The sequence below is a fragment of the Bartonella sp. bp_1 genome (genome assembly GCF_055808085.1).
Window position 1 is genome coordinate 556,105 of record NZ_CM147851.1, and the last position, 13,948, is coordinate 570,052.

General features: G+C 47.3%; 14 protein-coding genes. 3 read left to right on the forward strand and 11 right to left on the reverse strand.

All coding sequences use genetic code 11. From position 1 onward, the window contains the following. Positions 1-85: 85 nt before the first annotated feature. Together ACYZ97_RS02800 and pssA are read left to right on the forward strand one after the other, a co-directional pair. A complete protein-coding gene (locus ACYZ97_RS02800; protein ID WP_473299982.1) occupies positions 86-784 on the forward strand; it encodes a phosphatidylserine decarboxylase in 699 nt (232 codons plus the stop codon). Between the two features lie 18 nt (positions 785-802). Further along, positions 803-1,648 (forward strand): CDP-diacylglycerol--serine O-phosphatidyltransferase, encoded by an 846-nt coding sequence (gene pssA / locus ACYZ97_RS02805; RefSeq protein ID WP_473299983.1) that lies wholly within the window; start codon positions 803-805, stop codon positions 1,646-1,648. Between the two features lie 3 nt (positions 1,649-1,651). Here the strand turns inward: pssA and ACYZ97_RS02810 are convergent, their stop codons facing one another. From ACYZ97_RS02810 to rpsF, 11 genes are all read right to left on the reverse strand, one after another. After that, positions 1,652-2,197 (reverse strand): AAA family ATPase, encoded by a 546-nt coding sequence (locus ACYZ97_RS02810; protein WP_473299984.1) that lies wholly within the window; start codon positions 2,195-2,197, stop codon positions 1,652-1,654. A 70-nt stretch (positions 2,198-2,267) separates the two neighbouring features. Beyond that, positions 2,268-3,014 (reverse strand): SDR family NAD(P)-dependent oxidoreductase, encoded by a 747-nt coding sequence (locus tag ACYZ97_RS02815; protein WP_473299985.1) that lies wholly within the window; start codon positions 3,012-3,014, stop codon positions 2,268-2,270. A 7-nt stretch (positions 3,015-3,021) separates the two neighbouring features. After that, on the reverse strand, positions 3,022-4,512 hold the full coding sequence (purF, locus tag ACYZ97_RS02820; RefSeq protein WP_473299986.1) for an amidophosphoribosyltransferase: 1,491 nt from the start codon (positions 4,510-4,512) through the stop codon (positions 3,022-3,024). A gap of 84 nt (positions 4,513-4,596) precedes the next feature. Continuing rightward, a complete protein-coding gene (locus ACYZ97_RS02825; protein ID WP_473299987.1) occupies positions 4,597-5,163 on the reverse strand; it encodes a CvpA family protein in 567 nt (188 codons plus the stop codon). Positions 5,164-5,284: 121 nt separating this feature from the next. Further along, positions 5,285-6,676, reverse strand: coding sequence for a DNA repair protein RadA (gene radA, locus ACYZ97_RS02830; protein WP_473299988.1), 1,392 nt, complete (start codon positions 6,674-6,676; stop codon positions 5,285-5,287). A 254-nt stretch (positions 6,677-6,930) separates the two neighbouring features. Continuing rightward, the gene (locus ACYZ97_RS02835; RefSeq protein ID WP_473299989.1) at positions 6,931-8,442 is read right to left on the reverse strand and encodes a replicative DNA helicase; all 1,512 of its coding nucleotides are present in this window, start codon (positions 8,440-8,442) and stop codon (positions 6,931-6,933) included. A 211-nt stretch (positions 8,443-8,653) separates the two neighbouring features. Next, positions 8,654-10,018 carry a class I SAM-dependent methyltransferase gene (locus ACYZ97_RS02840; RefSeq protein WP_473299990.1) on the reverse strand — a complete coding sequence of 455 codons (1,365 nt, stop codon included), beginning with the start codon at positions 10,016-10,018 and terminating at the stop codon, positions 8,654-8,656. A 157-nt stretch (positions 10,019-10,175) separates the two neighbouring features. Further along, positions 10,176-10,748, reverse strand: a complete 573-nt coding sequence (gene rplI, locus ACYZ97_RS02845) for a 50S ribosomal protein L9 (RefSeq protein ID WP_473299991.1) — start codon at positions 10,746-10,748, stop codon at positions 10,176-10,178. Positions 10,749-10,774: 26 nt separating this feature from the next. Next, positions 10,775-11,797, reverse strand: a complete 1,023-nt coding sequence (locus ACYZ97_RS02850) for a hypothetical protein (RefSeq protein ID WP_473299992.1) — start codon at positions 11,795-11,797, stop codon at positions 10,775-10,777. A gap of 100 nt (positions 11,798-11,897) precedes the next feature. Beyond that, positions 11,898-12,146, reverse strand: a complete 249-nt coding sequence (gene rpsR / locus ACYZ97_RS02855) for a 30S ribosomal protein S18 (RefSeq protein WP_473299993.1) — start codon at positions 12,144-12,146, stop codon at positions 11,898-11,900. Next, positions 12,146-12,562 (reverse strand): 30S ribosomal protein S6, encoded by a 417-nt coding sequence (rpsF, locus tag ACYZ97_RS02860; RefSeq protein WP_473299994.1) that lies wholly within the window; start codon positions 12,560-12,562, stop codon positions 12,146-12,148. Before rpsF ends, rpsR begins: the two co-directional genes overlap by 1 nt. A 356-nt stretch (positions 12,563-12,918) precedes the next feature. On the opposite strand from rpsF, the gene ACYZ97_RS02865 reads away from it, so the two are divergent. Continuing rightward, positions 12,919-13,914, forward strand: a complete 996-nt coding sequence (locus ACYZ97_RS02865; protein ID WP_473299995.1) for a hypothetical protein — start codon at positions 12,919-12,921, stop codon at positions 13,912-13,914. The last annotated feature ends 34 nt before the right edge of the window (positions 13,915-13,948 follow it).

Below are 13,948 nucleotides of genomic sequence, written 5' to 3' on the forward strand. Positions count from 1 at the left end.
TAAAAGGAACAGGATCAGATTTATAATCGGTTTGTTTTGTCTTTGGTAGGGCCGATATGCTCTGGAAGGAATAGAGTCTGGATTTATGAGTATTGTACGTTCTGTCCGTAATAGTTTTGCCCCCATCCATCGTGAAGGCTATCCCTTTATTGCGGCATTTTTTATTATTTCGCTTGTTCTGGGCTATATATGGGATCCGCTTTTCTGGTTTGGCCTTGTTGTTACGGTCTGGTCCATCTATTTTTTCCGTGATCCTGAGCGTGTGACACCAATTGATCCACATCTGGTTATGAGTCCTGCCGATGGCAAGATTTCATGGGTCGGCCCTTTCATGCCGCCTGTCGAGCTTGGTCTCGGGGATGAAGAAATGATCCGTATCTCAGTTTTTATGGATGTGTTTTCCTGTCATGTAAACCGTATTCCAATTGATGGCACAATCAGTTCGGTTATTTATAGACCCGGTAAATTTGCAAATGCTGAACTAGACAAGGCAAGTGACCATAATGAACGTAATGGCCTGTTGATCGAGACAGCACATGGCAATATTGGTGTTGTTCAGGTGGCTGGTCTTGTGGCGCGACGTATTGTCTGCTGGTCGCGTGAAGGTGATAAAGTTGTTGCCGGCAAGCGTTTTGGCCTGATCCGTTTTGGTTCACGGCTTGATATCTATTTGCCGTCGGATGTAAAGCTTCGTGTCAGCGTTGGTCAGAAAGCTATTGCCGGAGAAACCGTTCTGGCTGCCTTTGACAAGAGCAAGAACATTACAGATTTCCGGTTGGACTGATAAGTGTAAGGAACGAACATGGATTCATCATCGCCTTTTCCATCGTTTGATCCTGAAGGATCGTCAGAAGACGAACTCCACCGTCGCCGCTCGCCTATTCCGATGCGTTATGTCATCCCTAATGTTATTACTATTCTGGCTATTTGTGCCGGTGTGTCCGGTATTCGTTTGGCATTTGAAGGGCGTTTTGAAAATGCCATTTTGATGGTTTTGATTGCCGCTTTGCTGGATGGTGTGGACGGGCGTGTCGCACGGATTATGAAAGGGTCTTCGCCTTTCGGTGCGCAAATGGATTCATTGGCCGATGTTATCAATTTCGGTGTCGCTCCTGCGCTTGTTGTCTATTCTTATATGTTGGATCAGGCCCATCAGGTTGGTTGGGTTGCTGCCCTGATCTACTGTATCGCCTGTTGTTTGCGATTAGCCCGTTTTAATGTGATGCTGGAAAATAAAGAGCAACCGGCATGGCAGAAAGAATATTTTGTCGGCGTGCCTGCGCCTGCCGGCGCTCTTATTGTGTTGATGCCCGTCTATCTCGGCTCGATTGGCTTGGGAACAGGCATTGTTTCAGCTTTTATTTTCAGCTTTTATACAGTTGTCGTTGCTTTCCTTCTGGTAAGCCGTTTGCCGGTTTGGAGCGGCAAGACTATTGGTTCCAAATTACGTCGCGATATGGCTGTACCGATGATGTTGGTACTGGTTGCCTATGTCGGTTTTCTGGTAACCTATACATGGTGGACGCTGACATTGACTGCCTTTGGTTATATTGCTTTTCTTCCATTTAGTGTCAGAGCTTATAATCGGCGCCGTCTGATTGAAATGTATAAGGATGAAGGCCCAAGCAAGAAACAGGCTGCTGATTGAGCTTTATTCAGCAAGCTTTGAGCGGATGAAGTCTACTCTTCCGACAATATCGGTTTTAGGGAGGACTTCAATGAGATAGCCAAGTTCGCTATAGGTTTTTTCCATGATCTGGCAGGTCGTGCGGGCTTCGGCTTTGTCCTGTTTGCGTTCTTCGTCACAGGCATATATTTCTTCCCAGAATGGTGCGATGAATACGGTTTTATAATAGGGATAGTGCAAGGCTGCTGCTTGAAAAAAAGGGGCTATAGGCAGGTTCATCAATCTTAGATAGCCAATAATATCTGGTATGCCGCGATCAAAGAAAACATCCGCATTAATCAGTCCTGCTTCATCATGATTGCGGATATCCCAACTCAGCATATGTTCGGCAAAGATCAAGGGATCTTTTTCCGGTAAAGCTGGCCCGTCAATTATTTTTTGCGCCTTGATAATGGCACGGCCAGCCTCGGGCATGATGTGGCCCCCATCTTCTTCCAGCGCCTTTAGAAGCGTTGTTTTTCCAGAACCGGGGCCACCGGTGATGATGATCCGTTTATTATCTTGGTTCATATAACGACTCCAATCAAGTTGATACTATATTTTTCAGTACGTTTGGGATCGGTAGAATGCTGAAGATAGCTCAGTCGGGTAGATGATAGGTCAAAAAACGTTTTTGTTGCACATCAAAGAGTTTACCGGATTGCTGCAAATGCGGCGACGCAAGCATGACAATAGCTTGTGCGACTTCTTCTGTTGTTGGCAGGGTTTGTGGGTTCTCACCCGGCATCGCTTGGGCGCGCATGCTTGTGCGAGTGGCACCGGGATTGACATTGTTGATTTTGAGTGACGTATTTTTTGTTTCATCCGCCCATGTCCGGCCAATCACTTCCAATGCGGCTTTTGAAGCCGCATAGCTTCCCCAGAATGCACGTGCCGAATGGGCAACGCTAGAGGACATGAGTATAGCTCTTCCAGCCTCACTTTTCCGCAATAGAGGGTCTACACTGCGGATCAGACGCCACTGGCTGACAAGGTTGATTGTCATGACATCATCAAAAGTCTTTGATTCAATATGGTTGATAGGCGAGATTGTGCCAAGAATGCCAGCATTGGCAACAAGGATATCAAGCACGCCCCAGCGGTCATAGATTGTTGCGCCTAGACGGTCGATTGCTTCCATGTCGTGTAGATCAAGCGGAACAAGCGTTGCGGTGCCGCTATTTTTTCTGATTTGATCATCAAGTTCTTCAAGACCGCCCGTGGTGCGTGCAACAGCAATAATATGGGCACCGCGTTTGGCCAGCTGCAGGCTCAACGCATAGCCAATGCCGCGCGATGCACCGGTGATAAGGGCAATTTTTCCGTCAAGGCGGAAGTTGTCGGTCATTTCTCTTTTACCGGCTGCTTCTTAAGACAGCGAGTTTATGAACATTACTGGCGTTTTCCTGATCCAGAAGACGTGTCGGATAATCGCCGGTAAAGTAGTGATCAGTAAATTGTGGCTGTGTATTATTACGGTTTTCTCCACAGACGGCACGGTAAAGTCCATCAATGGAAATAAACTGTAATGTATCGCAACCGATATAGGCAGCCATGGCTTTTTCATCGGGATATTGATTGGCCAGAAGTTTGGCCGCCTCCGGTGTATCGATACCGTAGAAATCGGGATGGAAAATCATCGGGCTCGCAACACGGATATGGACTTCCTTTGCACCCGCGTCACGCAACATCTGAACGATCTTGATCGAGGTTGTACCGCGTACAATGGAATCGTCGACGAGAATAATGCGTTTGCCGCTGATGACAGCACGGTTGGCCGAATGTTTAAGCTTGACCCCGAGAGCACGTATTTGCTGGGTCGGCTCAATAAAGGTTCGCCCGACATAATGGTTGCGGATGATGCCGAGTTCAAATGGAATGCCGCTTTCTTGCGCATAGCCAATAGCTGCTGGTGTGCCGCCATCGGGAACTGGTACGACAACATCGCCCTCACATGGGGCTTCTTGTGCCAGATGAACGCCCATATTCTTACGCGCCTGATAGACAGATCGCCCGCCGATTGATGAATCGGGACGGGCGAAATAGACATATTCAAACATGCAGATACGTTCGGGTTTTGGATTTTCCGGCTTGATAACCTTCGTCGTAATGGAGCCGTCTTTCTGGATTTCACAGATGATGACTTCACCATTTTCGACGTCACGAACGTATTTGGCGCCAATAATATCAAGTGCGCAAGTTTCCGAGCAAAAAATCGGTTTGCCGTCGAGTTCGCCCATGACAAGCGGACGGATGCCGATTGGATCGCGTGCCGCAATCAGTTTGGTTCGGGTTAGTGCCAGCATGGCATAACCGCCTTCAATCTGTTTGATGGCATCTACAAAACGATCGGATGATGATTCATGGCGTGAACGGGCAATGAGATGAAGAATAACTTCTGTATCCGATGTCGATTGACAGATAGCGCCTGTCGCGATGAGTTCACGCCGCAAGGTTAGACCGTTGGTTAAATTGCCGTTATGGGCAATAGCAATGCCGCCGACTTCCAGCTCGGCGAAAAGCGGCTGCACGTTTCGCATCCCCGCGCCGCCGGTTGTTGCATATCGTGTATGGCCGATAGCCTGATTGCCGGGAAGACGGGCAAGAGTAGCCGGATCGGTATAGTGGTCGCCAACGAGGCCTGGGTGTTTTTCTGTATGGAATATCTGGCCGTCATAAGAAACGATCCCCGCCGCTTCCTGACCTCGATGCTGTAGGGCGTGAAGTCCGAGTGCTGTTAGCGCCGAGGCGTCATCATGACCTAAAATGCCGAAAACACCGCATTCTTCATGCAGTGTGTCATCATCAAGAGAAAAATCGGAATGATTGTGATCGTTCATCGCCATCGTCGCCTTTCACGCATCGATGTTAAAAACAGTTCATAACATAATCATAGGCCAATCGGAAGCTGGCTTTTTGATTCTGTCGACTTATTCCGGCATAACAGGTGATTCAACTGGACCATTTGTTGTGTCCTTATTATCTTTCGGGCCAAGCAGGTCTTCAAGATAGTCTTGTGGGTTCTTAGGTAGGACATCCCATATTTTAACACTCAGAGCATCAAACATAGGTTTGGTTTTTGCTTCGGCAATCCATGCATGTTGTTTTTCGGGCTTGACCATGTGATTGATCAGCAGTGTTGCAACAGCGATAATCAGTAGGCCGCGTAAAATGCCGAAAATAAAACCGATGGTGCGGTCAAGAGCGCCGATCTTGCTATCGATGATAAGGTCTGCAATCTTCATGGTGATGACGGATATAATGATAAAGGCAACCAGAAAAATGACGGCTGCGGCTACTGCCGTTGCAATCAGTACACTTGACAAGTGTCCCATCAATATGGGGACGAGATAGGGATAAAGCATATAGGCTGCAATGGCTGCAACAAGCCAGGAAACCAGAGATAGCACTTCGCGTGAAAAACCGCGTACCATGGCTAGAAAAGCCGAAATCACTGTCACAAGAATGACAATGCCGTCAACGGGGGTCATGAACATGGGAGTCTGATCCTTTTACAATAGCCGTTTTGTGCTTTTTCAATGTTTGCACTATAGGCATCGCGGCTTATTTTTCTATATGGAGGAAAAGATTTTCGATCATAATTCAAGGTTTTTTCTATCATTGTTTTTTCATGGCGGCGATCCGTGCGACAAAAGAAGTCAGGTCACTATAAAAGGCGCGGTTGAATTGCCCCTTAATACCTTTTTCGTGTTCCGTATTCTTTGCCGGTTGTGGGGAGACGGCGCCATTAAATCCAAGCTTTTCCGCTTCTTTTAAGCGTTGCAGCGCGTGGGCAACAGGACGGATTGCTCCTGAAAGACTGACTTCGCCGAAATAGACATAATCGGCAGGTAGTGCAATGCCGGCAATGGACGAAACAAGCGCGGCGACAACAGCAAGATCGGCTGCCGGTTCGGATATGCGATAGCCCCCCGCAACATTAAGATAGACATCATGTTGTCCGAATTTAACGCCGCAATGGGCCTCCAAAACGGCTAAAATCATTGATAGGCGATTGGAATCCCATCCCACGACAGCGCGGCGCGGCATGCCAAGTGAGGAGGGGGCGACAAGTGCCTGTATTTCAACCAACACCGGCCGCGTACCTTCCATGCCGGCAAAGACAGCAGCACCGGGCGTTTTTTCATTGCGTTCGCCTAGAAAGAGTTCTGACGGATTGGCGACTTCGCGCAAACCTTTGTCGGACATTTCGAAAACGCCAATTTCATCGGTTGCACCAAAACGGTTTTTGACAGTGCGCAAGATTCGATAATGATGGCCACCTTCGCCTTCAAAATAAAGAACCGCATCAACCATATGTTCGACCACACGGGGGCCGGCAATCTGTCCTTCTTTGGTAACATGGCCGACAAGAACAACGGCTGAACCGGTTTTCTTGGCAAAGCGGATCATGGCCTGTGCGCCGACACGTACCTGTGTTACTGTGCCGGGTGCGGATTCAGCCATGTCCGACCAGAGTGTCTGGATAGAATCGATGATGACAAGAGCCGGCTTTTCTCCTTCGGTAAGGGTTGCCAGAATATCTTCGACATTGGTTTCGGAAGCAAGTTTGACAGTCGTATCCGCAACGCCGAGCCGCTGGGCACGCATACGGATTTGAGCAACAGCTTCTTCGCCCGAAACATAGATGACATTGTGTCCTTGGCGGGCCAAAGCTGCTGCCGCTTGTGTTAAAAGGGTCGATTTTCCGATTCCCGGATCGCCACCAACAAGCAGGGCCGAACCGGGTACAAAGCCGCCACCGGTGACACGGTCTAGTTCGGCAATGCCAGCCTTGATGCGCGGGGCATCTTCTGATTCACCCGCAAAACTTGAAAGGGGGACGGCATGGCCCTTGCGGACAGCTTTGCCGGGGCCAGCGCCAATGCCACTTGCGCTATTTTCTTCCTGTAAGGTATTCCATTCTCCGCAGGCTTCACAGCGTCCTGACCATTGCGGGTAGGTGGTGCCACAATTCTGGCAGATATATTGAAGACGCGCTTTGGCCATTTTGGTATGTCCTATGAAGCGTTATGAATCGGCGAAAGGCCTTACACATATCGGATCGGTTTCGCCAAAGCTACGCTTTTATATAATCTTGACGTTTTGCCAGAGCAAAATGCCCAGACTTCAGTTTACTGTATTTCCAATTCAGCCAACGGGCAAAGTTCGTCATTAGCCTTATTGTACTTTCATCGCTGTCAGCCGTTTATGGTCTTGTCAAGAAGAACAGCCTCGCTGACAATACCCGTTTTATACTTAGTTCATCCGAATTGCTCGGGCAAATGATCTTCTTCTGCCAGATCGCTGAAGCGGGTGAATTCCGCTTGGAAGGCAAGTTTGACTGTGCCGGTCGGGCCGTGACGCTGCTTGGCAATAATGACTTCAGCCTTGCCGAAAACAGCATCCATTTCAGCCTGCCATGTTTCATGTTCTGCTGTGCCTTCCGGCGGTGCCTTACTTTGCTTGTAATATTCTTCACGATAAACGAATAATACAACGTCGGCGTCTTGCTCGATGGAGCCGGATTCACGCAGATCCGATAATTGCGGGCGCTTGTCTTCGCGGCTTTCAACCTGTCGCGAGAGCTGTGACAAGGCAATGATTGGCACATTCAATTCTTTGGATAAAGCCTTGAGGCCGGTGGTGATTTCGGTAATTTCCTGCACACGGTTTTCTGATGCGCGTCGCGATGCGCCGGTCATCAGTTGTACGTAGTCGATGATCAGGACATCCAATCCGTGTTGGCGTTTCTGGCGGCGTGCGCGTGCCGCAAGCTGGGCAATGGAGATGCCGCCGGTTTGGTCAATGAAGAGTGGTACTTTCTGCATCCGCTTCATGGAACGTACCAGCTTGGCAAATTCATCTTCCGATATGTCGCCACGGCGAATTTTGGAAGATGAAACTTCCGCTTGTTCGGAAATGATACGGGTTGCCAACTGTTCGGATGACATTTCCAGCGAAAAGAAGCCGACAACACCGCCTTCATTTTCTTCATTGGGCTTGCCATTGTCATCGGTGGGGTTAAAGGCGTTGGCAATGTTGAAGGCAATGTTTGTGGCAAGTGATGTCTTACCCATGCCTGGGCGTCCGGCCAGAATGATCAGGTCGGAGCGTTGTAGCCCACCCATTTTTTCATCAAGTGATTTGATCTGTGTTGGGATGCCGGATAGGCGGCTTGAGCGCTTATGCGCTGCACTTGCCATATCAATGGCCTTGGTGACCGCATCGTTGAAACTTTCAAAACCGCCGCCATATTGGCCGGTTTCTGCGAGTTTGAAAAGTCGTTGTTCAGCATCTTCAATTTGCTGGTTAGGAGCAAAATCTACCGGTGCGTCATAGGCTGTGTTGACGATATCTTCTCCCAGACCAATAAGTGATCTACGAATATGCAGATCATAGATCATGCGGGCATAGTCGACAGCATTGATAATTGTGACAGCTTCTGTTGCCAGACGCACGACATAATTGAACGCAGGCATATCCGCAACCATTTCGTCTGAGCTTAAAAATGGTTTGAGTGTGATGGGGCTTGCCAGTTTGTTGAGTTCGATAATTTTTTGGATAAGGGAGAATAAGCGGCCATGAAATTCCAGAGCGAAATGTTGAGGCCGTAAAAAATCGGCTACACGGTCAAAAGCATCATTATTGATAAGCAGTGCACCAAGCAAAGCCTGTTCCGCTTCGATGTTGTGCGGCGCTTGGCGAAAGCCTGCGGGTTTGTCTTCATTCTCGACCCTGGCGCTGTCAATGGAATGAATACTTGCTTCGGCCATTTTAAATTCCTGTATAATTCTCGTTCAGATATCTAATTGAGTGCAATCTAGATAAAAAGGATTGAACAGGCAGATGCAATGCAAAGAATGATGATTCACACTGATTCACATATTTAAAAAATAATATGCGCTTCTGCCCTTGACGTCATCATTATTTTAGATTCTGTACGCCAACAGGGTGGATATCAAAATTTGGTAGGCTCTATTACCTTTATCTCGATTTTAATGGCTTGGGTGCGGTCCGCCGTGATGCCGGTGTTTTTCCAGCCTTTTGCGTTTTTGTTTTCGATTTTTGCGCAATATTGGTATTGGCCGAAAGTTTGCTGCCAGTTCCTTTTTCGGTAAGCATGATATGATCAATTTTACGCAAACGTGCTTCTTCATGGGTGATATAGTCACGTGTCAGCGGAACCGCATCCTGTTTATGTGCTAGCTGGATCTGGAAAACCATCATATCCTGCCAGCGGAAGGCGCTTTCGGATGCAGCGAGATAAAATTCCCACATACGGCAGAAAGCTTCGTCGTAAAGGGTTTTGGCCTCATCACGTTTTGCCATAAAAGCTTCCCGCCATGCTTTTAATGTATCGGCATAATGCAGTCGTAAGATTTCAATATCGGTAATGATAAGACCGCTTTTTTCAATGACGGGAATAACTTCAGATAAAGACGGGATATAACCGCCGGGGAAAATATATTTGGCAATGAATGGATTTGTAACGCCCGGTTTGCCTGAGCGGCCGATCGAATGTAGTACAAACCGACCATCGGGCTTTAAAAGCTTTTTGACGTGGGAAAAGTATTCTTTGAAATGGCCAATGCCCACATGCTCAAACATGCCAACAGAAACGATCTTGTCATATTGGCTTGTCAAATTGCGGTAATCGGTGAGTTGGAACTTGGCGTGATTCTCTATGTTAGATTCCTTGGCACGTTTGTTGGCAATGACATATTGTTCGTGTGAGAGCGTGACACCGGTCACCTCGGCTTCAAGAACACGAGCCATATAAAGACCAAGGCCACCCCAACCACAGCCTATGTCAAGCAGTTTTTCACCCTTTTGGACTTGAAGCTTGGCGGCAAGATGACGCTTTTTAGCAAGTTGTGCCTGTGTAAGGCTTTGATCGGGTGTTTCAAAATATGCGCAGGAATATTGTCTGTCCGGATCAAGAAACAGGTCATAAAGCTTGCCTGAAAGATCATAGTGATGTCGGATGTTGCTTGATGAGCGGCGCAGATTATTCATCTGGGCAAAGCGTTTGGTTGCAATACGAAAATCGCTTAGCATTTTCATCCACATCTGGTTTTCTGCATCGGGGCCAGCGCTTTCAAAAATAATTTTTAAAAGCTGGTACATATCGCCTTCGATAATATCGAAACCACATTCCATATAGGCTTCACCGAATTTGAGGGCAGGATCCAGCGCAACAGCCCGTTCCCATTTTTGGGAATTGAAACGGATATGAACCGGTTCGCCATTGCCATCGCCATAGCGAAATGTAATGCCTGCATAGTCGGTAATAGCAAGATTGCCTTTTTTGATAATCCGGTCGGCAACAATTTTCAGTAAAGCGAACATTGATTTTCTCTTTCCAGTTATCGGCTTTTGCCGATTGTGCCTGCTGGTTGATATAATCCATCTTGCTTTCAAATATAGACGACTGAGGCTTTGAAAAAACAAAAAAACGTCCGGTGTTGCCACCGGACGCGATCATTTTTTGGTGACCAAAAATATTTTATGCGTTTTCGTTTTCGCCGTCGAAATCATCTTCGTCGATTTCTTCTGCCAAGGGCTGTTCTTCAATGCCATAGATGGCTTCAGCTGATGTCAGATCTTCACCAGCAGCCTGACGTTCAGCTTCTTCGGTTGAACGGGCGATGTTGACATTGATAGAAACTTGAACTTCCGGATGCAGGCTGATGGCCAATGCGTGGAAGCCGATTGTTTTGATTGGATGGTTGAGCTCAACCTGATTGCGGCCGACACTAAAGCCTTCGGCAGTGACAATATCGGAAATGTCACGGGTTGAAACAGAACCATAAAGCTGGCCAGTTTCACCAGCCGAGCGGATGATGATGAAGCTCTTGCCGTCAAGCTTTTCAGCTACCTTTTCAGCTTCTGACTTGCGCTCAAGGTTGCGGGCTTCAAGCTGGGCGCGCTGTGATTCAAATTGTTTCTTGTTGGCTTCATTAGCACGAAGGGCTTTGCCCTGAGGCAACAGAAAATTGCGCGCATAGCCGTCTTTTACGGTGACAACGTCACCCATCTGGCCAAGGCGTGCAATACGTTCAAGTAGAATAACATCCATAATAAGTTCCTTTCGATGGATCGGTTTTATAATTTGATCGGGTTGTTTTTTAAGTTGAGCCATTCGCGGATAGTGGCCCAGATGCCCATCATCAGTATGATAATGGAAATTGGCAGGGTCAAAACCAGCGATAGGATTAGAAAATAGACAAGAGATAGAATGATCAGCCGTGCCTTGAGCGGTTTTGTAATTTCATGCAGATAGGCTAGACCGGCAATTGAAAATACAGTTGTCAGTGAGGCCTCGAAGATCATTGCGCCAACGCCGATACTGCTATTTTCAGCAAAATAGGATAGCACAAAGCTGACTGCAAAAAGTATCAAGGCGTTTAGTGGTAGGCGAAAACGTGATGGCCAATCATCGCTCGGACGTTTGAGGCGCCCCATTTTTTTTGCAATTTTGGTCGAGGCATAAAGATTACCGATAAAAAGTAACAGGCTATAGGTAGAAATAAGAATGATACTATACAAGGTAAAATTTATCTGGAGATATTGCCTGAAGGCGGCAAGATCAAATCCGCTGCTATCGGGTGAAGCGGTAATGTTTTCGATAATATAATCAATAAAGGGATTGATTGTTTCAGGCTTTGGTGGATTGGCAGTATAGTAAAAAGCCAGAAGAATAGTCACCAGTGAGATCAAAACTGTGCTCTGATAGAGGATAGACGATAGTGGAAACCATATAAGATTTGCCTTTTTTGCTGTTTGAGTATCTGGCTCTATGTTTTTGGCAAGGCCGAGAAGCCATGCGGCATAAAAGCCGGGAAGAAAGAACAGCAAGCTGAAAGTAAGACCGGTTATTGGCCATTCAATAAAGAGCAGAGGCGATTTTTCAGCAACCAACAAGGCCAGCGTTGCAACGATGATAGCAATAAAGCTTGCTTTTGTTCCCCAGCCAAACGCCGCGATAAAGATAGGGGTTGCAACAAAACAACCAACCAGAACTGCCAGCGGTGGGAAAGAAATTAATCGCATGACAGCCATAGCCAAGGCTGCAGACAAAAGACCGCAAACAATAGCTGTAGGATAGATGTGGCTGTTTGTATTCATCAAGCGCTGTCCTGCTTTTTGCAGTTAGAGGCGTTTTCTGCCCCAACTCGGTCATAGACCGTTTGAAATGCGGAAGGCGCAGAACGCCTTCCGAATAGGATTATTTTACAACATAAGGCAAAAGGCCGAGAAAACGGGCACGTTTGATGGCTTTAGCCAATTCACGCTGCTTTTTCTGGCTGACAGCCGTAATACGTGAAGGAACAATTTTACCGCGTTCTGAAATGTAACGCTGTAAAAGCTTGATATCCTTATAGTCGATCTTTGGCGCGTTCGGGCCTGTAAACGGACAGGTCTTGCGGCGGCGATGGAAAGGACGGCGTGCAGCAGTCTGACTGACTTCAACCATTATTCAGCTCCTTCTGCTTCTGCATTGCGTTCATTGTCATCACGGCGCGGACGGCGCGGACGATCATCGTCACGGCCAAAACGCTCATCGCGATCACGGCGTGACAGCATAGCGGACTGACCTTCTTCATGTTCTTCAACACGGATGGTCATGTAACGCAAAATATCTTCATTGATACGCATTTGGCGCTCAACTTCGGCAATCGCAGCTGCCGGTGCATCGATATTCATCAGTGCATAATAGGCCTTGCGGTTTTTGCGAATACGATAGGTCAGGGTGCGAAGACCCCAATTTTCAATACGCCCGACTTTACCGCCATTGGCTTCGATCACACCCTTGTAGGTATCTACAAGCTGATCAAGCTGCTGCGGCGTAATATCCTGCCGGGCAAGGAATACATGTTCATAAAGAGCCATTATCTTGCCTTTCTTCTTTTTCACCATGCCGGATTTGACGCAAAGCCTCTGCGACTTCTCTAATAAGGGGAGTTCCCCGAAGAAAGGACGCTTTGGTTTAAGACATTCGAGAGCGGAGACACAGGAGGACGGGTGTTTTTCATGACCCTGCCGCAAGCGGCCCTCCGTTCAGCCCCCAGCCAAATGCCGGCAACGAACAGCGCGTCTTTACGGGCTTTTTTTGGATTTGGCAAGTGTTCTGTGTCATTTATTGCAAGGAAAGACTATAAGAGATCAATGTTAAAGCAGTTTCTTTCAGCGATTTTAGTGGTTTTAAGTCCCTTGATCGGTGCATTTCCGGCATCCTCAGCGCCCTTATGGGATCGGCTGTCAACGATGAAGCGATCACTGTTTTAGATCAAACGGATCATGGGTTGTATGCTGGCGTGGATATTCCTGTTCTTTTTAGCCGCATTGATCCTGTTTGTTTTATGTTGTCTTATGAGAAGCCAGCAAAATGTAAGAATGTTATGCTGGATCTGCTTGATCCGGCTATGTTCTATATCGAGCAAAAAGCCGGTCACAGAATAAAGTTTGATCTCGCTTTGAAAGCGCAGGACTGGAACACGCCTTTTATTTTGTCTGATGGTGGGCCTTTTGACTTGCGCAATTTTGTCCGAATGTCCTTTATCCTTGATCCCGATGTAAAAACAGTTTTGCAAGGAAATATGGATTTTCGACCCCTTGTATGGCATGAGCGTGATGGGAACACACAAGAAACACGCACGACCACAATAGGGCCGGCGCATTTGTCATTCCGTCTGGAAAAAGGAGGGAGCAAAAGCGCATTCCATGTCACGTATCAGGCAATGGATATTGTTATTGTCAGTCAATCGGAAAAATGGGACCAGACGGTGACTATCAAGGACCCGGATATAAAATTGACGATGGTATCATCCGAAGTAATAGCACTTTATAATGATCTCTTGAGCGGCGATAAGGAATCCTTGTTTCGTCATTTATTGCAAACATCAGTGCAGGCCAATCTGGCGTTAGAGGGGATTGGTACAGAAACTACAGATAAGAATGAAGTGAAAAAAGCGACCAAAGATGGTTATATGCCTGTCGCGACTTATCTTGATAAAAGCGGAGTTGTACGGTGGTATATCTACTATAATGCGCCACAAAACCGCAATGCACTTGAATTTTCGGTCTATAATGAAACGGAATATTTTGAACGGTGGCGCCAGAAGTCCGGCCATATCAGCCAATGGCAAGAGGGAAGCTTGCGTGAACTGCCGGAAAATACTTTCTATCTTGGTCTCATCCAAATTTTGGGGCGCAAGTTTTATGATGAAAGCGTGCAAAGATAGCTTGAGGCCCGGGATCCTTTCTATCTTATCGGAC